The sequence below is a fragment of the Sphaerisporangium sp. TRM90804 genome, assembly GCF_029846175.1.
GTDB lineage: Bacteria > Actinomycetota > Actinomycetes > Streptosporangiales > Streptosporangiaceae > Sphaerisporangium.
In genome coordinates, this window is sequence record NZ_JARWAC010000006.1 from 29,759 (window position 1) to 49,750 (window position 19,992).

General features: G+C 72.9%; 14 protein-coding genes. 8 read left to right on the forward strand and 6 right to left on the reverse strand.

The window, feature by feature from the left end:
* Positions 1–671: 671 nt before the first annotated feature.
* Complete coding sequence (gene miaB / locus PYR91_RS06895; RefSeq protein ID WP_279778313.1) at positions 672–2,171, reverse strand: tRNA (N6-isopentenyl adenosine(37)-C2)-methylthiotransferase MiaB; 1,500 nt, start codon at positions 2,169–2,171, stop codon at positions 672–674.
* Positions 2,172–2,347: 176 nt separating this feature from the next.
* On the opposite strand from miaB, the gene PYR91_RS06900 reads away from it, so the two are divergent.
* The 6 genes from PYR91_RS06900 to PYR91_RS06925 are packed head-to-tail and all read left to right on the forward strand — an operon-like array spanning position 2,348 to position 8,469.
* Positions 2,348–3,103 carry an amino acid ABC transporter ATP-binding protein gene (locus PYR91_RS06900; RefSeq protein ID WP_279778316.1) on the forward strand — a complete coding sequence of 252 codons (756 nt, stop codon included), beginning with the start codon at positions 2,348–2,350 and terminating at the stop codon, positions 3,101–3,103.
* Between the two features lie 47 nt (positions 3,104–3,150).
* On the forward strand, positions 3,151–4,008 hold the full coding sequence (locus PYR91_RS06905) for a glutamate ABC transporter substrate-binding protein (RefSeq protein ID WP_279778317.1): 858 nt from the start codon (positions 3,151–3,153) through the stop codon (positions 4,006–4,008).
* Positions 4,009–4,068: 60 nt separating this feature from the next.
* Positions 4,069–4,752: an amino acid ABC transporter permease gene (locus tag PYR91_RS06910; protein ID WP_279778319.1), complete on the forward strand. Its 684-nt coding sequence runs from the start codon at positions 4,069–4,071 to the stop codon at positions 4,750–4,752.
* Positions 4,749–5,624, forward strand: a complete 876-nt coding sequence (locus PYR91_RS06915; RefSeq protein ID WP_279778321.1) for an amino acid ABC transporter permease — start codon at positions 4,749–4,751, stop codon at positions 5,622–5,624. Before PYR91_RS06910 ends, PYR91_RS06915 begins: the two co-directional genes overlap by 4 nt.
* Positions 5,625–5,677: 53 nt before the next feature.
* Positions 5,678–6,532, forward strand: coding sequence for a transporter substrate-binding domain-containing protein (locus tag PYR91_RS06920; protein WP_279778323.1), 855 nt, complete (start codon positions 5,678–5,680; stop codon positions 6,530–6,532).
* Between the two features lie 38 nt (positions 6,533–6,570).
* On the forward strand, positions 6,571–8,469 hold the full coding sequence (locus PYR91_RS06925; RefSeq protein ID WP_279778324.1) for a prolyl oligopeptidase family serine peptidase: 1,899 nt from the start codon (positions 6,571–6,573) through the stop codon (positions 8,467–8,469).
* A gap of 123 nt (positions 8,470–8,592) precedes the next feature.
* Here the strand turns inward: PYR91_RS06925 and rny are convergent, their stop codons facing one another.
* Positions 8,593–10,212 (reverse strand): ribonuclease Y, encoded by a 1,620-nt coding sequence (gene rny / locus PYR91_RS06930; RefSeq protein ID WP_279778326.1) that lies wholly within the window; start codon positions 10,210–10,212, stop codon positions 8,593–8,595.
* A 407-nt stretch (positions 10,213–10,619) separates the two neighbouring features.
* Between rny and PYR91_RS06935 the strand changes: the two genes are divergently transcribed.
* Positions 10,620–11,585 (forward strand): LLM class F420-dependent oxidoreductase, encoded by a 966-nt coding sequence (locus tag PYR91_RS06935; RefSeq protein WP_279778328.1) that lies wholly within the window; start codon positions 10,620–10,622, stop codon positions 11,583–11,585.
* 218 nt (positions 11,586–11,803) lie between these two features.
* Here PYR91_RS06935 and recX read toward each other — a convergent pair whose 3' ends face one another.
* From recX to PYR91_RS06955, 4 genes are all read right to left on the reverse strand, one after another.
* The gene (gene recX, locus PYR91_RS06940) at positions 11,804–12,802 is read right to left on the reverse strand and encodes a recombination regulator RecX (RefSeq protein ID WP_279778329.1); all 999 of its coding nucleotides are present in this window, start codon (positions 12,800–12,802) and stop codon (positions 11,804–11,806) included.
* Positions 12,803–12,821: 19 nt separating this feature from the next.
* Positions 12,822–13,934 carry a recombinase RecA gene (gene recA, locus PYR91_RS06945; protein ID WP_279778331.1) on the reverse strand — a complete coding sequence of 371 codons (1,113 nt, stop codon included), beginning with the start codon at positions 13,932–13,934 and terminating at the stop codon, positions 12,822–12,824.
* A gap of 188 nt (positions 13,935–14,122) precedes the next feature.
* Positions 14,123–14,317, reverse strand: a complete 195-nt coding sequence (locus tag PYR91_RS06950; protein ID WP_279778332.1) for a DUF3046 domain-containing protein — start codon at positions 14,315–14,317, stop codon at positions 14,123–14,125.
* Positions 14,318–14,374: 57 nt separating this feature from the next.
* Entirely contained in the window at positions 14,375–14,863 is a 489-nt protein-coding gene (locus PYR91_RS06955; protein WP_279778333.1) for a VOC family protein, read from the reverse strand.
* A 137-nt stretch (positions 14,864–15,000) separates the two neighbouring features.
* On the opposite strand from PYR91_RS06955, the gene PYR91_RS06960 reads away from it, so the two are divergent.
* Entirely contained in the window at positions 15,001–19,953 is a 4,953-nt protein-coding gene (locus PYR91_RS06960) for an ATP-dependent helicase (protein WP_279778334.1), read from the forward strand.
* The last annotated feature ends 39 nt before the right edge of the window (positions 19,954–19,992 follow it).

Below are 19,992 nucleotides of genomic sequence, written 5' to 3' on the forward strand. Positions count from 1 at the left end.
CGAAGGGGAATGCGGGCCCCGGCGCGCCGCACGCCGCCTCCCCCGTTCCCGTCCTTCCGGGCACGCCCCCGGCCGCCCTTCCCTGGCCGGAGTCACCGGCCGGCGGAGGAGAAATCTCACGAGCCGATCGCCGGCCTCAGGCACCCTCCCTGGCGCCGGTACGGCCTTCCGGGCGCCCGTGGTCGGGGTTCGTCCCCGCGCCCGGCCCGACCGCCCGGCGAGACGCGGCCGTCCCCGGCCCCGGTTCGACCGGCGTCACGCCGCACCGCGGCCAGAGGGCACCGTCGGCCGCCACGGCTCCCCGCACGCGGCGACCGCGCCCACCGGGGCCGACGGGACGTCCAGCGCCGCCCAGGGCGCGTGTCGGGCTGCCGCCCCGAGCACGTGTGGGGCTGCCGCCGCGGCCCTCGCCGTCCGCGCCCGGGCCGTCTCCATCACGGCCGTGGCCCGCGCCGCGACGACCGGCGCCCCCGGCGGACCCGCCGAACCCGGCCGTCGACCACTGCGCGAGGTTCACGGACTTCCGCCGCGCCTACTGCGAGCGGCTCGTCAGGGAGCACCCGGCCCTGCGCTGACCCGCCACGAGGCGGTCTGTCACGGCGCCCGCCCATCGTCCACGTGGCGCCGTCTCTTTCGCCACGCCTCGGCGCCGCGCGCGCCGCGGGGGGCCCTCAGGAGCGGCGCAGGGACGGCATGCCGAGGGACACCGTGCCGGGGGCGCCTGCGGCGGCGCCGAGAGCGGGGCCGCAGGCGGCGCTCTCCCTGGCCTCCCAGGCGTCGCCCGCCCTGGTGCGGCGGACGGCCAGCGCGGGGCCGTCGGCCACCAGGTGGTGCGGGGCCGCGTAGGTGACCTCGACGGTCGCCATGTCGCCCGGCCTGGGCGGTGCGGCGGCGGGGTCGCCGGCCACCGCCGGCACGAAGTGCACCAGGCGGTTGTCGGGGGCGCGGCCGGACATGCGGTGCGTGGCGCCGTCCTTGCGGCCCTCGCCCTCGGCCACCAGCACCTCAAGGGTGCGGCCGACCTGCGCCTTGTTCTCCTCCCAGGAGATCTCGGTCTGCAGGGCCACCAGCCGCTCGTACCGCTCCTGGACGACCTCCTTGGGCACCTGGCCCTCCATGGTGGCCGCGGGCGTGCCGGGCCTGATGGAGTACTGGAAGGTGAAGGCGTTCGCGAAGCGCGACCGCCGCACGACCTCCAGCGTGCCCTGGAAGTCCTCCTCGGTCTCGCCGGGGAAGCCGACGATGATGTCGGTGGAGATGGCGGCGTCGGGCATGGCCGCGCGCACCCGCTCGATGATGCCGAGGTAGCGCTCGGCGCGGTAGGAGCGGCGCATGGCCTTCAGCACGCGGTCGGAGCCCGACTGCAGGGGCATGTGGAGCTGGTGCATGACGTTCGGCGTCTCGGCCATGGCGGCGATGACGTCGTCGGTGAACGCGGCCGGGTGCGGCGAGGTGAAACGCACGCGCTCCAGGCCGGGCACGTCGCCGCAGGCGCGCAGCAGCTTGCCGAAGGCCAGCCGGTCGCCGAACTCCACCCCGTAGGTGTTGACGTTCTGCCCGAGAAGCGTCACCTCAAGGACGCCGAGCTCGACCAGCGAGCGCACCTCGCCCAGGACGTCGCCAGGGCGGCGGTCCTTCTCCTTGCCGCGCAGGGCCGGGACGATGCAGAAGGTGCACGTGTTGTTGCACCCGACCGAGATCGACACCCAGGCGGCGTAGGGGGACTCGCGCTTGGTCGGCAGCGTGCTGGGGAAGACCTCCAGCGACTCCTTGATCTCGACCTGGGCCTCGCGCGCGACGCGGGCGCGCTCCAGCAGCACGGGCAGCGAGCCGATGTTGTGCGTGCCGAAGACGACGTCGACCCAGGGCGCCTTCCTGACGATCTCGCCCTGGTCTTTCTGCGCCAGGCAGCCGCCGACGGCGATCTGCATGTCGGGGTTGCCGACCTTGGCGGGGCGCAGGTGGCCCAGGTTGCCGTACAGCCTGTTGTCGGCGTTCTCGCGCACCGCGCAGGTGTTGAACACGACGACGTCGGCGGTGCCGCCGTCGGGCGCGCGGACGTAGCCGGCGTCCTCAAGCAGGCCCGAGAGGCGCTCGGAGTCGTGGACGTTCATCTGGCACCCGTACGTGATGACCTCGTACGTGCGGGCGCGCTCATCAATGACAGTCATCTCACCGACAAGCGTAGGCGTTCCGCGCCGCCCGTCGAACGCCGCTCCCGCGCACGGCGCCGCCGCCCGCCCCCAAGGGCTGGAGCAGGAGCGCGAACGATGCCGTGACCAGGCCGTGATGGGATCGGTACCGCCTGGTTAGTGACCAGCGTCTTCGACCACCTACGTTGTGCAGCATGACGGAGAACGGGGACGCGACTCCTCTCGTCAGAGTCGAGAACGTCAATAAGAACTTCGGTGCCCTGCATGTGCTCAGGGACATCAACCTGACGGTCTCCCGAGGCGAGGTCGTCGTGGTGATCGGCCCTTCGGGGGGCGGCAAGTCGACGCTGTGCCGGGCCATCAACAGGCTCGAGACCATCGACTCGGGAACCATCACCTTCGACGGGCAACCACTCGCGGCCGAGGGCAAGGCGCTGGCGCGCCTGCGGTCCGACGTGGGCATGGTTTTCCAGTCCTTCAACCTGTTCGCCCACAAGACGATCCTGGAGAACGTCACACTGGGCCCCATCAGGGTGCGCGGCCACTCGCGCGAGAAGGCTGAGAAGAGGGGCATGGAGCTGCTCGAACGGGTCGGCATCGCCACCCAGGCCGACAAGTACCCGGCCCAGCTCTCCGGGGGGCAGCAGCAGCGCACGGCCATCGCACGCGCGCTGGCGATGGACCCGAAGATGATCCTCTTCGACGAGCCGACCTCCGCCCTGGACCCCGAGATGGTCCAGGAGGTGCTCGATGTCATGATCGGGCTCGCCCGCGAGGGCATGACGATGGTGGTCGTCACCCACGAGATGGGCTTCGCCCGGCGGGCCGCCCACCGCGTCGTGTTCATGTCCGAGGGGCAGATCGTCGAGGAGAACACCCCCGACGAGTTCTTCACCAACGCCCGCACCGACAGGGCCAAGGACTTCCTGTCCAAGATCCTGACGCACTGATCCGCCGCGCCGGCACTCGACCGCTCGTCACGAAGAAAGGGATACAAATGCGTTCACGACAGATCGGGGCGACCCTCCTGTCTGCCGCGGCACTGGTCGGCAGCCTCGCCGCCTGCGGCGGCGGCGAAGCCACAACCGTCCTGCAGAAGGCGACGAACGACAAGAAGCTGACGATCGGCGTCAAGTACGACCAGCCCGGCATGGGCCTGAAGAAGCCCGACGGCACCGTCGAGGGCTTCGACGTGGACGTTGCCAAGTACATCGCCAAGGAGCTCGGCGTCGAGGAGTCCGGCATCACCTGGAAGGAAGCCCGCTCCGCCAACCGCGAGACCTTCCTCCAGCAGGGCCAGGTCGACCTCATCGTCGCCACGTACTCCATCACCGAGGCGCGCAAGCCGAAGGTCACCTTCGCCGGGCCGTTCTACGTCGCCCACCAGGACACCCTGGTGCGCGCCGACGACACCTCGATCACCTCGCTCGACAGCCTCAAGGGCAAGCGCATCTGCCAGGTGACCGGCTCGAACTCCTGGAAGAACATCGCCGAGGGCACCAACCTGCAGAGCAAGAAGATCGACGTGACGCTGGTCGCGGCCGGCGCCTACGACGAGTGCATCACCAAGCTCAAGGGTGACGCCCTGGACGCCGTGACCACCGACGACATGATCCTCGCCGGGTACGCCAAGCGCGAGGGCAGCTCCCTGAAGGTCACCGGCGCGCCGTTCACCGACGAGAAGTACGGCGTCGGCCTGAAGAAGGGCGACAAGGAGACCTGCGAGGCCGTCAACAAGGCGATCACCAAGATGTACAGCGACGGCACCATCAAGACCCTGTTCGACAAGCACTTCAGCGGAACCGGTCTTAACTTCACCGCCACCGCCGCGCCCCCCGCGGAGGGCTGCGCCTGAGTCCCTTCCCGGCGCCGGTGAGGTCCCCTCACCGGCGCTCCTCATATCCGGTGGAGACCGATGGAATCCCTGCTCGACTTCGGCCCGCTCGCCGAGGAGTTCACCACCATCCTGGCGGGCTTCTGGGCGACGGTCCGCCTCAGCGCCATGAGCGCGCTCCTGGCGCTACTCCTGGGCACGATCCTGGTGGCGATGCGGGTGTCGCCCACCCCGGTGCTGCGCAGCGTGGGGACGGCCTACGTCAACGTCCTGCGCAACACCCCGCTGACGCTGGTGCTGCTGCTGTCGGCGCTCGGGCTGAGCGACACGCTCCAGCTCACCTTCTCCCGCGACCCGGGCGTCAACTACTACTGGTGGGCCACGCTCGGGCTGTCGGCGTACACCGCGGCGTTCGTCTGTGAGGCGCTGCGGTCGGGCGTCAACACCGTGCCGCCGGGGCAGGCCGAGGCCGCCCGGGCCATCGGGCTCACCTTCACGCAGACCCTGCGGCTCGTGGTGCTGCCGCAGGCGTTCCGCTCGGTGATCGCCCCGCTGGGCAGCATCCTCATCGCGCTCATCAAGAACACCACGATCGTCATCGTGGCCGGCTACATCGAGGCGTCATCGGTGATGAAGCAGATGTTCGACGACTACGGCGGCACGCTGCCGATCTTCCTCGGGTTCGCGCTCGGCTACATGGTGCTCACCCTGCCCACCGGCTTCTTCTTCGGCTGGCTGGCCAAGCGCATGGCGGTGGTCCGGTGAGCGCCAGCGTCCTGTACGACGTCCCCGGCCCCCGGGCGCGTCTGCGCAACAACATCCTGACCCTGGTCTCGTTCGTCCTGGTCCTGGCCGTCGCCTACGTGCTGATCAAGGGGCTGGCCGACAAGGGGCAGTTCGACGCCAAGATGTGGACGCCGTTCCTCGAGGCGGACGTCTGGAAGAACCAGATCCTCACCGGCCTGATCGCCACGCTCCAGGCCGCGGCGCTCTCGGCCGTCCTGGCGCTGCTGTTCGGCGTCGTGTTCGGGCTGGGCAGGCTCTCCGACCGCGCGTGGATCCGCGTGCCGGCCGGGGCGGTCGTGGAGTTCTTCCGCGCCATCCCGCTGCTGCTGCTGATCTTCTTCGTGCAGGCGTTCCCCGCGACCGCCAGCGGCTACACGGTCAACGTGCCGGCGTTCGCCGCCGTCGTGATCGGCCTCACCCTGTACAACGGCTCGGTGCTCGCCGAGATCTTCCGGGCGGGCGTGCTCGCGGTGCCGCGCGGGCAGGCCGAGGCGGGTTACGCGCTCGGGCTGCGCAAGGGCGGCGTGATGCGCCTGATCCTGCTGCCGCAGGCCACGACCGCGATGATGCCGGCGATCGTCAGCCAGATGGTCGTGCTGCTCAAGGACACCGCGCTCGGCTGGGTGATCGCCTACGAGGAGCTGCTGAACTTCGGGCTCAAGCAGATCCCGGCCAACTTCGGCAACCTCATCCCCAGCGCCATCGTCATCTCGGTGGTGTACATCGCGATCAACATGGTGCTCAGCTACGTCGCCACCGTCCTGGAGCGGCGGAGCAGGCGCAGCAACCGGACGACCGCGGCCCCGGTGCAGGCGCCCACCGCGGTGGGGGTCGGCGCCGGCGGAGCGTAAAGCTTCGCCTTGTTCCCGGGCGGGAGGCGCGCCGGGCGGCTGTAATGCTGCGAATGAGCAGCACGCCGCCCGTCGCGCCCCCGCCCTTCGCACGCCCGGCGGGGCGCGTACGGGCGCGGCTCGCCGCGGCGGCGCTGGCGCTGGCCGCCGCGACGGCCGCGCCGGGGTGCGGTCAGGCCCCCGCCCTGGCCGTCGGCGTACGGCCCGACCGCCCGGGGCTGGCCGAGCGCACTCCGGGCGGCGGCTACCGGGGGTTCGAGATCGCGATCGCGGGCTACGTGGCCAGACGGCTCGGCTACCGCGACGACCAGGTCAGGTACGTCGACCTCGGGCGCCCGGCGGCCTCCGGGCAGGGCCGGCCCGACCTCGTCATGGGCACGCCCTCGGCCGGCCGGGGGACGCTCGCCGGGAGCGCCACCGTCTCCCGGCCCTACCTGGTGTCCGGGCAGGACATCCTGGCGGCGTCCGGAGACCTGTCGATCCGGGCCGTGGGCGATCTCACCCAGAAGCGGGTGTGCAGCTCCTCCCCGGGCCCGCTGGTCGCCCGGTTCGGCACGGCCTGGCAGCGCGTCTTCATGATCAGCTCGAACGCCGAGGACTGCGTCCGGATGCTCGCCGCCCGGCGGGTCCAGGCCGTCACCGACGACGCCGCCGTGCTCGCCGGTCTCGCCGCCGCGTGGCCGGGACGCTTCCGCCTCGTCGGATCCCCGTTCACCCGCGACAGCCACGCGATCGGCCTGGGCCGGGGCGGCGACGACCTGCGCGGGCGGGTCGACGACGCCCTGCGCGCGATGTTCGAGGACGGCACCTGGCGTGGCGCCATGATCGACCACCTCGGTTCGCTGGCGGCGAACCACCCGTCCCCGCCGGACTCCGCGTACCACACCACACCACCATCGCCGCGGTAGCGCCCACACGCCGGAGGGTTTTCCGGCAGGATGCCGCTATGCCCCCCGAGCGCACGTACGGGCACCTGCCGTTCGGTGCCTGGCCCTCGCCCATCTCCTCCGCGCACGTCGCCCGCGCCGGGCTTCGCCCCGGCTACCCCACCGTGCTCGGCCGACAGGTCTGGTGGGAGGAGGACCGCCCCGCCGAGGGCGGGAGGCGCACCATCGTGCACCACGCCGCCGACGGCGCCCGCACCGAGCTGCTGCCGTCCCCCTGGGACGCCCGCACCCGCGTCCACGAGTACGGCGGGCGGTCCTACGCCGTGGCCCCGGGGGTGGGCGTCGTGTTCGCCAACCACGCCGACCAGCGGCTCTACCTCGTCGGGTTCGAGGGCGCCGGGCGCGCCCTCCCCCGGGCGATCACCCCAGAGCCCGAGATCGGCTCTGGCCTTCGGTACGCCGACCTCGTGGTCCACGGCGACGAGGTGTGGTGCGTCCAGGAACGGCACACCGGCGGCGGCAAGGTGTTCCGCTCGATCGTCTCCGTGCCGCTCGACGGGGACACCGAGCCGCGCCAGCGGGCGGGCGGCAGCGACTTCTACGCCTTCCCCGCCATCTCCCCCGACGGCGCCCATCTCGCCTACATCTGCTGGGACCATCCGCGCATGCCGTGGGTGGGCACCGAGCTGCGCGTCACCCGGCTGTCCGGCGGCGGCTCGTGGTGCGTCAAGGGCGGCCCGTCCGAGTCGGTCCTCGCGCCGCGCTGGAAGGACACCCGCACCCTGTACGCCGTCTCCGACGCGTCGGGCTGGTGGAACCTCCAGCAGATCGCGATCGACGGCTCCGGCGCGCGGGCGCTGCACCCGGCCGAGGAGGAGTTCGCCTGGGCGCTCGGCGAGCTCGGCGGCGCGCCGTACGCCGTGCTCGACGACGGCAGGCTCGCGGTGCTGCACGGCCGGGGCGACATGCGGCTCGGCCTGCTCGACCCCGCCACCGGCGCGCTCACCGACCTCGACACCCCCTACGACGGCTGGGTGCCGTGCCTGAGCGCCGACGGCTCCACCCTGTGCGGCGTCGCCTACGGGGCGGCGGTATCGCGCACGGTGGTGCGGGTCGACACCGCCACCGGGCGCACGGAGGGGCTGCGGCGCGATGTCGAGACGGCCGACGCCGCCTACCTGCCGGTCCCCCGGCCCGTCGAGATCCACAGCCGTCTCGGGCGCCGGGTGCACGCCTACCTCTACCCGCCCGCCAACCCGGCGGTCACCGTCGCCGAGGCGGCGCCGCCGTACGTCGTGTTCGTGCACGGCGGCCCCACCTCGCACAGCACCACCGCGCTCGACCTGCACAAGGCCTACCTGACCAGCAGGGGCATCGGCGTGCTCGACGTCAACTACGGAGGGTCGACCGGCTACGGGCGCGACTACCGCGACCGGCTGCGCGGCCGGTGGGGCGTCGTCGACGTCGAGGACACGGTCGCCGCCGCCGAGTGGCTGCTGTCGGAGGGGCTGGCCGACCCCCAGCGCATCGCGATCAGGGGCGGCAGCGCCGGCGGGTGGACCACCATGGCGGCCTGCTGCGCCTCCGGGGTGTTCTGCGGCGGCGTGTCCATCGCGGGCGTCAGCTCGCTGGCCCCGTTCGCCGCGGCCACCCACGACTTCGAGTCGAGGTACGTCGAGTGGCTGGTGGGCCCGAGCGACCCCCTGCTCTACGCCTCCCGCGAGCCGCTGGCCAGGGCCGGGCAGGTCGACTGCCCGATGCTGCTCCTGCAGGGCCAGGACGACCCCATCGTCCCGCCGGCCCAGTCGGAGGCGTTCGTGGCCGCGCTGACCGAGCGCGGCGTGCCCTGCACCTACCTCGCCTTCGAGGGCGAGGCGCACGGCTTCCGCAGGTCCGAGACACGAAGCGCCGCCCTCGCCGCCGAGATGGCGTTCTACCTCCAGCTCTTCCGCCTCTGAACGTCCCGCCCGGCGGCGGGCGAACCCGGCGGGAAGAGGCGGGCGATCTGATCGGGCCGCCGAGAGCCCGGCCGCCCGCGCCCGCCGGACCCACCGGCGCCGGGGGCGCGACGGCCGTGGCCGTCAGCGGGCGAATTCGGTGGCGCGCGACTCGCGGACGACGGTGATCCTGATCTGGCCGGGGTAGGTCAGCTCCTCCTCGACCTGCTTGGCGACGTCGCGGGCGATCACCTGGGCCTGGATGTCGTCGACCCCATCCGGCCGCACCATCACCCTGATCTCGCGGCCCGCCTGCATGGCGAACACCTTCTCCACGCCCTCGTAGGACTGCGCGATCTCCTCCAGCCGCTCCAGCCGCTTGACGTACGCCTCCAGCGACTCGCGCCGCGCGCCCGGGCGGCTGCCGCTGATGGCGTCGGCGGCCTGGGTGAGCACCGCCTCGACGGTGCGGACCTCCACCTCGTTGTGGTGGGCCTCGATGGCGTGCACGACGTCCTCGTGCTCGCCGTACCGGCGGGCGATCTCGGCGCCGATGAGGGCGTGGCTGCCCTCGACCTCGTGGGTGAGCGCCTTGCCGATGTCGTGCAGCACGGTGCACCGCTTGAGCAGCATGGGGTCCAGGCGCAGCTCGGAGGCCATGATGCCCGCGATGTGCGCCGCCTCGATGAGGTGCTTCAGCACGTTCTGCCCGTACGAGGTGCGGTAGCGGAGCTGGCCGAGCAGCGTGACGAGCTCGGGATGCATGTCGGTGATGCCCAGCTCCACGAGGGCGTCCTCACCGGCCCGGACACAGAGCTGCTTGACCTCGTCCTTGCTGCGCTCGTGGGCCTCCTCGATGCGCTGCGGGTGGATGCGACCGTCCAGGACGAGCTTCTCCAGCGTCAGCCGGGCCGTCTCGCGGCGGACGGGGTCGAAGCACGACAGCAGCACGGCCTCGGGGGTGTCGTCGATGATGAGGTTGACGCCGGTCGTGGACTCGAAGGCGCGGATGTTGCGCCCCTCACGGCCGATGATGCGGCCCTTCATCTCGTCGCCGGGCAGGTGCAGCACGCTGACCACCGACTCGGCCGTCTGCTCGGTCGCCACCCGCTGCACCGCCAGGGTCACGATCTTGCAGGCGCGCTTCTCGCCCTCCTTGCGCGCCTCGCTCTCGATCTCCCGGACGATCAGCGCGGCCTCGCGCTTGGCCTGGTTCTCGATGGTCGTCACCAGCTCGGCCTTCGCCTGGTCGGCGGTGAGCCCGGCGACCCGTTCGAGTGCCTCCCGCTGCTTGTGCTCGATCTGGTCGAGCGCCTTGCGCCGGTCGGCGAGCTCGTTCTCGGAGTCGCTCAGCTTGCGAGACTGGTCGGCCTGCCGGCGAGCCTCCTCGTCCAGCCGCTCCTCGCGCTCGGCCAGGCGGTTCTCCCGGCGTTCGAGATCGGCCCTGAGCTCCTTGATCTCGTGCTTGAGGGAGCGGGTCTCCTCCTCGACCTCCTGACGCATCCGCAGCGCGCCCTCCGAGGCGGCCTCCGCCCTGCGGATCACCTCGCCGGCGTCGCTCTCGGCCTTGACTCGGATCTGCGCGCTCTCGCGGCGGGCCTCCTCCAGCTCGGCCTGGACGTCGGCGAGCTGGTCGGGGGTCGGGCCGCGGCCGGGGGACCTGTCACCGCCGGTGCGGCGTATCAACACCACGAGCGCGACAATCGCGATGCCTGCCAGCAGGACGACCGCTACCGCCAGCATGATCACGATCGTCGAATCCATGCGCGCCAACTCCTCCTCGCGTCGCGAGCCTTGCAGCACGCGAGGGGTCACACGAGCAGCACGGAACAGCCCGACCGGGCGATTCGGGCCAGACGAATATGATCCAAGCGTCCCGGCGCCGAGGCACCTGGACGTTGGGAGTGATCGGTCTTGATCGTCCGTCGTTATGGCAATCCGCACTGCGCGGAGTAACTCCTCACTGTGGTCGAGATTAAGCGTCAGAGAGGTAACGAGCAAGCAAAGTTCCCCCGTCAAGCCACTTTGACCCCCTAGGGGTGCCGGCGGCCGCGCCCACCGGCGGGCAGACCCGCTGGTGATCATCATTTCGGCCGTCTGGCGTGCCGCCCGATCGGGGCAATTTTTCGGCGGGCCGGCACTAAGCCGGAGGGCGGGGGTAGGTGCCTGCCATGGCGAACATCGGTTACACCATGATGTGCGAGCAGACCCCGCCCAAGCAGCTCGTGCACGACGTCGTGCAGGCGGAACGTGCGGGGTTCGACTACGCCGTCATCTCCGACCACTACTTCCCCTGGCTCGAAGAGATGGGCCACTCACCGTACGCGTGGTCGGTGCTCGGCGCCGCGGCGTACGCCACCGAACGCATCCCGCTGATGACCTACGTCACCTGCCCGATCATGCGCTACCACCCCGCGGTGGTCGCGCAGAAGGCCGCGACGGTGGGGGCGATGTCCGACGGGCGCTTCACGCTCGGCCTGGGGGCCGGGGAGAACCTCAACGAGCACGTCGTCGGGCGGGGATGGCCCCCGGCCAACATCCGCCACGAGATGTTCGGCGAGGCCGTCGAGATCATCCAGGCGCTGTTCGAAGGCGGGTACGTGAACTACCGCGGCGACCACTTCACGGTCGACTCGGCCAAGTTGTACGACCTGCCGGACGAGCCGGTGGGGATCGGCGTCGCGGCGTCGGGGTCGCAGTCGGTCGACCTGGCCGCCGAGTACGGCGACGCGCTGATCGCGGTCGAGCCCGACGCCGAGCTGGTGGAGCGCTTCCGCGCGAGCGGCGGCGAGGGCAAGCCGGTGTACGGCCAGCTCGCCATCGCCTACGACACCGACGTGGAGGCCGCCAAGGAGCGAGCCCACCGCCTGTGGCGGTGGTTCCCGGCCGGCTGGAAGGTGATGGCCGAACTTCCCGCCCCCGTCAACTTCGCGGCCTACTCCAAGTTCGTACGCCCCGACGACGTAACCGCCCAGGTGCCCTGCGGTCCCGACGTGGAACCGGTCGTCGAGGGCGTCAAGCGCTTCACCGACGCCGGCTTCACCCACGTGGCCCTCGTCCAGATAGGCGCCCCCAACCAGCGCGACTTCCTGGCCTGGTCGGAAAAGGAACTCCTCCCCGCCCTGCGCGCCCTCTAGACAAGCCCCGGGGCAGGCGAAGTACGACAACCGGGGCTGTCGAACGCTCACCCGAGCCGGCCGCGTGCGGGCGCCAAAGGCCCGACTCCGCTCCACGCTCTTGCGGCCCCGCGGCTCCCGCCCCGCTCCGAATGGCCGGACGCTCACCAGAGCGTCCGGCGACGAGGCCCCCGGGCGTCGAGGGCACGGACCCCGGCCGGCGATGAGCACCGGCGGGCTTACTCCAGGCCGTCGAGCAGGTCGTCGGCGGGCTGGCCCTCGCTTTCGAGGGCCTCGCGGACGACGCGGTAGGCCAGGGCCCCGGAGTAGCCCTTGCGGGCGAGCATGCCGGCGAGCCGCCGTACGCGGGCGGCGGGCTCGAGGCCGCGGGTGCCGGGCAGCTTGCGGGCGACGAGCGCGCGGGCCGTCTCCAGCTCCTGATCGGGGTCGAGCTGGTCGAGGGCGTCGCGGACGGTCTCCTCGGCCACGCCGCGCGTGCGCAGCTCGGCGGCGAGTGCCCGGCGGGCGAGACCGCGCCCGGCGTGCCGGGAGGTGACCCACGCCTCGGCGAACGCCTCGTCGTCGATCAACCCCACGTCGGAGAACCGGGCCAGGACGGCCTCGGACGCCTCGTCGGGGATGTTCCTCTTGCGGAGCGCCTCGGCGAGCTGCGCCCGGGTGCGCGGCGCGAGGGTCAGCAGCCGCAGGCAGACGGCACGCGCCACCACCCGCGGATCGGCCGGGGGCCCATCGGCCGCGGCGGACCCCTCCGCCGGCCCGTCGAACCCACCGCCGTTCCGAGACGGCCCGTCGAACCCACGCCCGTTCCGAGACGGCCGGTCGAACCCGCCCTCGTCACGAGACGGCCCGTCGAACCCACCCCCGTCACGGGAACCACCCCGCTGACGGCGCCCGCCCCGCCGCCCCTCCCGGGACGACCGGCGCCCTGCGCCCGCCTCGGCACCGGGCCACTCACCTTCGCCCGCCTCGGCACCGGGCCACTCGCCCGGCTCAGCACCGGGCCACTCGCCCGCGCCGTCCAGAGCGGCGTCATCGACCCCCGCCCCAGACCGCCGGCGTCCCGCCTCCGGCGTGGTGGTCTCGGGGGCAGAGGATGTCGGCGGCCCGCCAGGCTCGACAGGGCCGGGCGCGGCGCCCGGGCTCCTCTTCGGCGGCTGCTCTATCCATGCGCCCCAGTCGCCTGGGCGAAGGCGGCCGGGGGCGTCGTCGGAAGGCATACGCGATCAACCAGGGGGATCAGACGTCACCCGGCTTGGGCGCCTTGGCGCCGCGGGCCGCCGGAGCGGGCGCGCCACCGCGGGCGGCGGACGCGGACGCGACCGGAGACGCCGGGGGCTCGGCGGGAACGTCGACGCGCGGCCCGACGCCGAGCTTCTCCTTGATCTTCTTCTCGATCTCGTTGGCGATGTCGGGATTGCTCTTCAGGAAGTTGCGGGCGTTCTCCTTGCCCTGCCCGAGCTGGTCGCCCTCGTAGGTGTACCAGGCGCCCGCCTTGCGGACGAAGCCGTGCTCCACGCCCATGTCGATCAGGCCGCCCTCGCGGGAGATGCCGAAGCCGTAGAGGATGTCGAAGTCGGCCACGCGGAAGGGCGGGGCCATCTTGTTCTTCACGACCTTGACCCGGGTGCGGTTGCCGACCGGCTCGGTGCCGTCCTTCAGGGTCTCGATGCGGCGTACGTCGAGCCGGACGGAGGCGTAGAACTTCAGCGCCTTGCCGCCCGTGGTGGTCTCGGGCGAGCCGAACATGACGCCGATCTTCTCGCGGAGCTGGTTGATGAAGATGGCGGTCGTGCCGGTGTTGCTCAGGGCGCCGGCCACCTTGCGCAGGGCCTGCGACATCAGCCGGGCCTGGAGGCCCACGTGGCTGTCGCCCATCTCGCCCTCGATTTCGGCCTTGGGCACCAGGGCCGCCACGGAGTCGATGACGACGAGGTCGATCGCGCCGGAGCGGATCAGCATGTCGGCGATCTCCAGCGCCTGCTCGCCGGTGTCGGGCTGGGAGACCAGCAGGGCGTCGGTGTCGACGCCGAGCTTGCCGGCGTAGTCGGGGTCGAGGGCGTGCTCGGCGTCGATGAACGCGGCGATGCCGCCCGCCCGCTGCGCGTTGGCGACGGCGTGCAGCGCCACGGTGGTCTTACCGCTGGACTCCGGGCCGTAGATCTCGACGATGCGGCCGCGCGGGAACCCGCCGATGCCGAGGGCGACGTCGAGGGCGATGGCCCCGGTGGGGATGACTTCGATGGGAGCCCGTGCGTCATCGCCGAGGCGCATGACAGAGCCCTTGCCGAACTGCCGCTCGATCTGGGCGAGCGCGGTCTCAAGGGCCTTCTCGCGGTCGTTGGCTGCCATGGATTGCCCCCTGGAGGGTGTCGAGTCTTTTCCGTCGCCTGAAAGCTACGGGGTGCCACCGACAATTCCGCGAGGCGCGGCTCCGGCGTGGCGGATCCCAATATAGCGAACGACTGTTCGATCCGTGGAGTAACGCCCGCCGCCTCGCCGGAATCCCCGGGAGACCTCCGGCGGGGCCGGCGGGCCGGTCAGCGCAGCCGGGAGTCGACGTCGGCGACCTCGCACACCGCGCGCCAGACCTCCTTGGCCGCCACTCCCTCGTCGAGGGCCTGCGTGACCGTTCGCCCGCCCAGCCCGGCGATCACGTAATCACGCGCCCAGGACTGGGCGTACCTCTCACCGAAGTGCCGGTTCATTCGGTTCCAGAAGTCCGTCAGGCGCATCCTTCAAGTATGGTCCCGACGCCGACCTGCGCGGACCCCGCCCCGGGCGGCGCCGGGTCACAGCACGCGCGAGCCGTACATCTCCCCGAGCGGGTCGGCGAGCAGTTCGAGGCGGGCGCCGTCGGGGTCGCGGAAGTAGATCGAGGCGTCGCTCTCGAGCTGGTACGGCACTCCGGCGGCGTCGAGCTTGCCCCGCAGTCTCTCCCAGTTCCCGCGCTCGACGGAGATGGCGATGTGGTGCAGCCCGCCGAGCACCTCCTGGTAGGGCCCGAGGTCGAGCCCGGGCAGGTCGAAGAAGGCCAGCAGGTTGCCGTTGCCGATGTCGAAGAAGAAGTGGTTGGACCCCTCGTAGTCGCGGTTCTCGAAGATCTCGGTCAGCGGGAACTCCAGGAGGCCCTGGTAGAAGTCGATGGTCCGCTGCACGTCGGAGCAGATCAACGCGAAATGGTGAAGGCCCCGGGCGCTGCTTTCGGGACGCTCCGCGTGCAGATGCTGCCTGCGGATCCGCTCCCTGGTCGCCTCGATGGCCGCGTAGTCGATGCTCATGCCTTCAGGTGACGGCCCCCGCGCCTGCCGTGTCAAGTTTTCGGTCCTCATGGTGGCAGGTCATCGCCACGCGACGGCCGGGCGCCGCCGCCGGGGCGGCGGCGCGTTCTGTCGGTGGCGAGTTGCATGATGAAGCGGTGACGGATTCCGTGCTCGATCTCTTCACGCCGGTGACCAGGCAGTGGTTCACCGCCGCCTTCGCCGCGCCCACCGCGGCGCAGGAGGGCGCGTGGCGGTCGATCGCCAAGGGCGACAACACGCTCGTGGTCGCGCCCACCGGGTCCGGCAAGACCCTCGCGGCCTTCCTGTGGTCCCTCGACCGCCTCGCCGCCGAGCGCACGGCCGCCCCGCCGTCCCCGGCCGCCGGGGCACGGCCAGAGGGCGCCGCGAAGGCGCACGCCGCCCCCGCGGCCAGGGGCCGCAGGGCGCCGAAGGCCGGGCGGGCGCCCGGCCCCGAGGGCTCCGAGAGCCGGTGCCGCGTCGTCTACGTCTCGCCGCTCAAGGCCCTGGCCGTCGACGTCGAGCGCAACCTGCGGGCGCCGCTCGCCGGGCTCGAACAGACGGCCCGGAGGATGGGGCTGCCCGTCCCGGAGATCTCGGTGGCGATGCGTTCTGGCGACACCGCCGCCGACGACCGCCGCCGGTTCGCCGCGCACCCGACCGACATCCTGATCACCACCCCCGAGTCGCTCTACCTGATCCTGACCAGCAAGGCCCGCGAGGCCCTGCGCGGCGTCGAGACCGTCATCGTCGACGAGGTGCACGCGGTGGCCGCCACCAAGCGCGGCGCGCACCTCGCCCTCACCCTCGAACGGCTGGACGCCCTGCTCGCCCGGCCCGCCCAGCGCATCGGCCTGTCGGCCACGGTGCGCCCGGTCAGCGAGGTGGCGGCGTTCCTCGGCGGGTCCCGCCCGACGACCGTCGTGCAGCCCCCCTCCGAGAAGGTCATCGAGGTCGAGGTCGTCGTCCCGGTCGAAGACATGACCGAGCCCGACTCCGCCTCCCCTCCCGGGGCCGGCGCGGGCGCCGACGAGATGCCCTGGGCCCCGGAGCCGCCGGCGCGCCGGTCGATCTGGCCGCACGTCGAGGAGCACCTGCTCGATCTGATCGGCGCCCACCGCTCGACCATCGTGTTCGCCAACTCCCGCCGGCTGGCCGAGCGCCTGTGCTCCCGGCTCAACGAGCTCGCCTACGAGCGTGAGACCGGCGAGCCGGCCGCGTCCTCGTCCACGCCGGCCGAGGTGATGGCGCAGGCCGGCTCCACCAGGGGCGTGGTGCCCGAGATCGTGCGGGCGCACCACGGGTCGGTGTCCAAAGAGGAGCGCGCGCAGATCGAGGAGGCGCTGAAGTCCGGGCGCCTGCCCGCCGTGGTGGCCACCTCCAGCCTCGAACTCGGCATCGACATGGGCGCGGTCGATCTGGTGGCCTGCGTGGAGGCGCCGCCGAGCGTCGCGAGCGGCCTGCAGCGCATCGGCCGGGCCGGGCACCAGGTCGGCGCGGTGTCCAGAGGCGTGATCTTCCCCAAGTACCGCGGCGACCTCGTCCAGACGGCCGTCGTCTCCGAGCGCATGCAGTCGGGCGAGATCGAGGAGATGCGCTACCCGCGCAACCCGCTCGACGTCCTCGCCCAGCACATCGTGGCGATGTGCGCCCTCGACGAGTGGACCGTCGAGGAGCTGGAGGCCCTGGTCAGGCGGGCGGCTCCGTACGCCACGCTGCCCAGCTCCGCCCTGGCCGCCACGCTCGACATGCTCGCGGGCCGCTACCCCAGCGAGGAGTTCGCCGAGCTGCGCCCCCGCATCGTGTGGGACCGCGTGACCGGCCGCGTCACGGGCCGTCCCGGCGCCCAGCGCCTGGCCGTGACCAACGCCGGCACGATCCCCGACCGCGGCATGTTCGGCGTGTTCCTCGCCGGCGGCGACACCGGCCGCGGCGGCAGGCGGGTCGGCGAGCTCGACGAGGAGATGGTCTACGAGTCCCGGGTCGGCGACGTCTTCGTGCTGGGCGCCACCTCCTGGCGCATCGAGGACATCACGACCGACCGCGTGCTGGTCACCCCCGCCCCCGGGCAGCCGGGCAAGCTGCCGTTCTGGCACGGCGACTCGCCGGGCCGCCCGGCCGAGCTGGGCCGGGCCATCGGAGCCTTCCTCCGCGAGCTGGCCGAGGGTAAGACCACCCGCCTCGGCGAGGCCGGTCTCGACGCTTACGCCGCCGGCAACCTCCTCGCCTACCTCGACGAGCAGCGGCAGGCCACCGGCTACGTGCCCGACGACCGCACGGTGGTGGTCGAGCGGTTCCACGACGAGCTCGGCGACTGGCGGGTCGTCGTGCACTCCCCCTACGGCGGGCGCGTGCACGCGCCATGGGCCCTGGCGATGGGGCGGCGGCTGCGCGAGCGGTACGGCGTGGACGCGCAGACCATGCACTCCGACGACGGCATCGTGCTGCGCATCCCCGACACCGCGGAGGGCGCGCCCACCGATCTCGCGATCTTCGACGCCGACGAGCTGGAGCAGATCGTCACCGAGGAGCTGGGCGGGTCGGCGCTGTTCGCCTCGCGGTTCCGCGAGTGCGCCGGGCGGGCGCTGCTGCTCCCCCGCCGCACCCCGGGCCGGCGGTCGCCGCTGTGGCAGCAGCGGCAGCGCGCGGCCGATCTGCTGAAGGTGGCCAGCGGCTACGGCTCGTTCCCGATCGTGCTGGAGACCATGCGCGAGTGCCTGCAGGACGTCTTCGACGTCCCGGGCCTGGTGCGGCTGATGCGAGACGTCGCCGCCCGGCGGGTGCGGGTGGTGGAGGTCGAGACCGACCAGGCCTCGCCGTTCGCGGCGTCGCTGCTGTTCGCCTATGTCGGCGCCTTCATGTACGAGGGGGACGCACCGCTGGCCGAGCGGCGGGCGCAGGCGCTGTCCCTCGACACCCACCTGCTGGCGGAGCTCCTGGGCGAGGCCGACCTGCGCGAGCTGCTCGATCCCGACGTGGTGGCCGACACCGAGCGTGAGCTGGCGCGGCTCGACCGTCCCCTGCGCGACGCCGAGGCCCTCGCCGATCTCCTGCGCACGCACGGCCCGCTGCAGGAGCAGGATGTCCTGGTCCGCGAGGGCGATCCCGGGTGGCTGATCGGCCTGGAGTCCGCCCGCAGGGCGATCCGGGTCCGGGTGGCCGGTGTGGAGCAGTGGGCGGCCATCGAGGACGCCGCCCGCCTGCGGGACGCCCTCGGCGTCCCGCTGCCCATGGGCGTGCCGCACGTCTTCCTCGAACCCGCGGCCGATCCGCTCGGCGATCTTCTGGCCCGGCACGCCCGCACCCGCGGGCCCTTCCCGGCCGCCACCGCCGCGACCCGGTTCGGTCTGGGAGTCGCCGTGGTCTCCGACGGGCTGCGGCGCCTCGCCGCGTCCGGCCGGGTCGTCGCGGGCGAGTTCCGGCCGGGCGGCCGGGGCGAGGAATGGTGCGACGCCGGGGTGCTGCGGCTGCTGCGCCGCCGGTCGCTGGCGCGGCTCCGCAAGGAGGTCGAGCCCGTCCCGCCCGAGGCGCTCGCGGCGTTCTCCCCCGCGTGGCACGGCATCACCGCCGGCCGGCAGGCCCGGGGCATGGACGCCCTGGTGCACGCGATCGAGCAGCTTCAGGGGGCGGCGGTGCCGGCGTCCGCGTTGGAGACCCTGGTGCTGCCCAGCAGGGTGGCCGGGTACGAGCCCGCACTGCTCGACGAGCTGACCGCCTCCGGCGAGGTCGTCTGGGCCGGTCAGGGGTCCCTGCCGGGCGGTGACGGCTGGGTGGCCCTGTTCTTCGCCGACACCGCGCCACTGCTGCTCCCCCCGCCGGCCGAGATCACCATGACCCCGCTGCACGAGAAGGCGCTGGAGGCGCTCGGCGGCGGGGGCGCCCTGTTCTTCCGCGACCTCTCGGGCCGCGTCGGCTCGCTGGACGACACCGCGCTCGCCGGCGCGCTGTGGGATCTCGTGTGGTCCGGGCGCGTCTCCGGCGACACGCTGGCGCCGCTGCGGGCGGCGCTCGGCTCCGGGCGCCCGGCGCACCGGGCGGCGTCCGCGCGCAGGCGCAGGGCGGTGCTGCCCACCCGTTCCGGGCCGCCCACCGTCAGCGGGCGGTGGTGGCTGCTGCCCGAGCCCGCGGGCGACGCGACGCAGCGCGCCCACGCCCAGGCCGAGGTGCTGCTCGAACGGCACGGCGTGGTCACCAAGGGAGCCGTCGCGGCCGAGCGCCTCACCGAGGGGTTCTCCACCGTCTACCCGGTGTTCCGCGCGTTCGAGGAGAGCGGCCGCTGCCGCCGCGGCTACTTCGTGGAGGGCCTCGGCGGCGCCCAGTTCGCCCTGACCGGCGCCGTCGACCGCATGCGCGCCATCGCCGCCACCCTGGACTCCGGCACCACAGGCTCAGGCACAGACGACGCCCCCATCACGGACGGCCCCGGCGCGGGCGGCTTGCGTGCGGGCGGCCTCAGCGCGCAGGGCCCCGGCGCGGAGGGGCTCGGCGCGGGCGGCTTCCGTGCGGACGGCCTCAACGTGCAGGGCCCCGGCGCGGAGGGGCTCGGCGCGGAGGGGCTCGGCGCGGAGGGCCTTGGTGTGGAGGGGCTCGGCGGCCCGGAGGTGATCGGTTCGGCGATGGACGCGTATGCCGGTCGATCGGCGCCGTCCGGCGGAGGCCGTCCACGTGCGGCGGGCATGGGTGGGGGTGCCCCTGCGCGTCGCACGACCGCGCCCGACGCCGGCCCCCGGGCTGTGGTCCTGGCCGCGACCGATCCCGCCAACCCGTACGGCGCGGCGCTGGGGTGGCCGCCCCACCCGGGTGAGGTCACGCACAAGCCCGGCCGCAAGGCGGGCGCGCTGACGGTGCTGGTCGACGGCCACCTGGTGCTCTACGTCGAGCGAGGCGGCCGCACGCTGCTGTCGTTCACCGACGACGACCGCCTGCGTCCCGCCGTGGACGCCCTGGCGCTCGCCGTCCGCGACGGAGCCCTCGGCAAGCTGACCGTGGAGAAGGCGGACGGCACCCCCATCATCGCCTCCCCCCTCGCCGCCGCCCTGGAGGCCGCCGGCTTCCACCCCACCCCCCGAGGCCTGCGCCTACGCGCCTGACCCCCACGCGGCCGATCGAACGGCCCAAGCCGCGCGCGG

Bases quoted from the DNA above. Each gene is read 5' to 3' on its own strand.
- PYR91_RS06925 (WP_279778324.1), top strand. From the start codon at position 6,571: ATGCCCCCCGAGCGCACGTACGGGCACCTGCCGTTCGGTGCCTGGCCC.
- PYR91_RS06935 (WP_279778328.1), top strand. From the start codon at position 10,620: ATGGCGAACATCGGTTACACCATGATGTGCGAGCAGACCCCGCCCAAG.
- PYR91_RS06910 (WP_279778319.1), top strand. From the start codon at position 4,069: ATGGAATCCCTGCTCGACTTCGGCCCGCTCGCCGAGGAGTTCACCACC.
- PYR91_RS06955 (WP_279778333.1), bottom strand. From the start codon at position 14,863: ATGAGCATCGACTACGCGGCCATCGAGGCGACCAGGGAGCGGATCCGC.
- rny (WP_279778326.1), bottom strand. From the start codon at position 10,212: ATGGATTCGACGATCGTGATCATGCTGGCGGTAGCGGTCGTCCTGCTG.
- recX (WP_279778329.1), bottom strand. From the start codon at position 12,802: ATGCCTTCCGACGACGCCCCCGGCCGCCTTCGCCCAGGCGACTGGGGC.
- recA (WP_279778331.1), bottom strand. From the start codon at position 13,934: ATGGCAGCCAACGACCGCGAGAAGGCCCTTGAGACCGCGCTCGCCCAG.
- PYR91_RS06920 (WP_279778323.1), top strand. From the start codon at position 5,678: ATGAGCAGCACGCCGCCCGTCGCGCCCCCGCCCTTCGCACGCCCGGCG.
- PYR91_RS06905 (WP_279778317.1), top strand. From the start codon at position 3,151: ATGCGTTCACGACAGATCGGGGCGACCCTCCTGTCTGCCGCGGCACTG.
- PYR91_RS06900 (WP_279778316.1), top strand. From the start codon at position 2,348: ATGACGGAGAACGGGGACGCGACTCCTCTCGTCAGAGTCGAGAACGTC.
- PYR91_RS06950 (WP_279778332.1), bottom strand. From the start codon at position 14,317: ATGCGCCTGACGGACTTCTGGAACCGAATGAACCGGCACTTCGGTGAG.
- miaB (WP_279778313.1), bottom strand. From the start codon at position 2,171: ATGACTGTCATTGATGAGCGCGCCCGCACGTACGAGGTCATCACGTAC.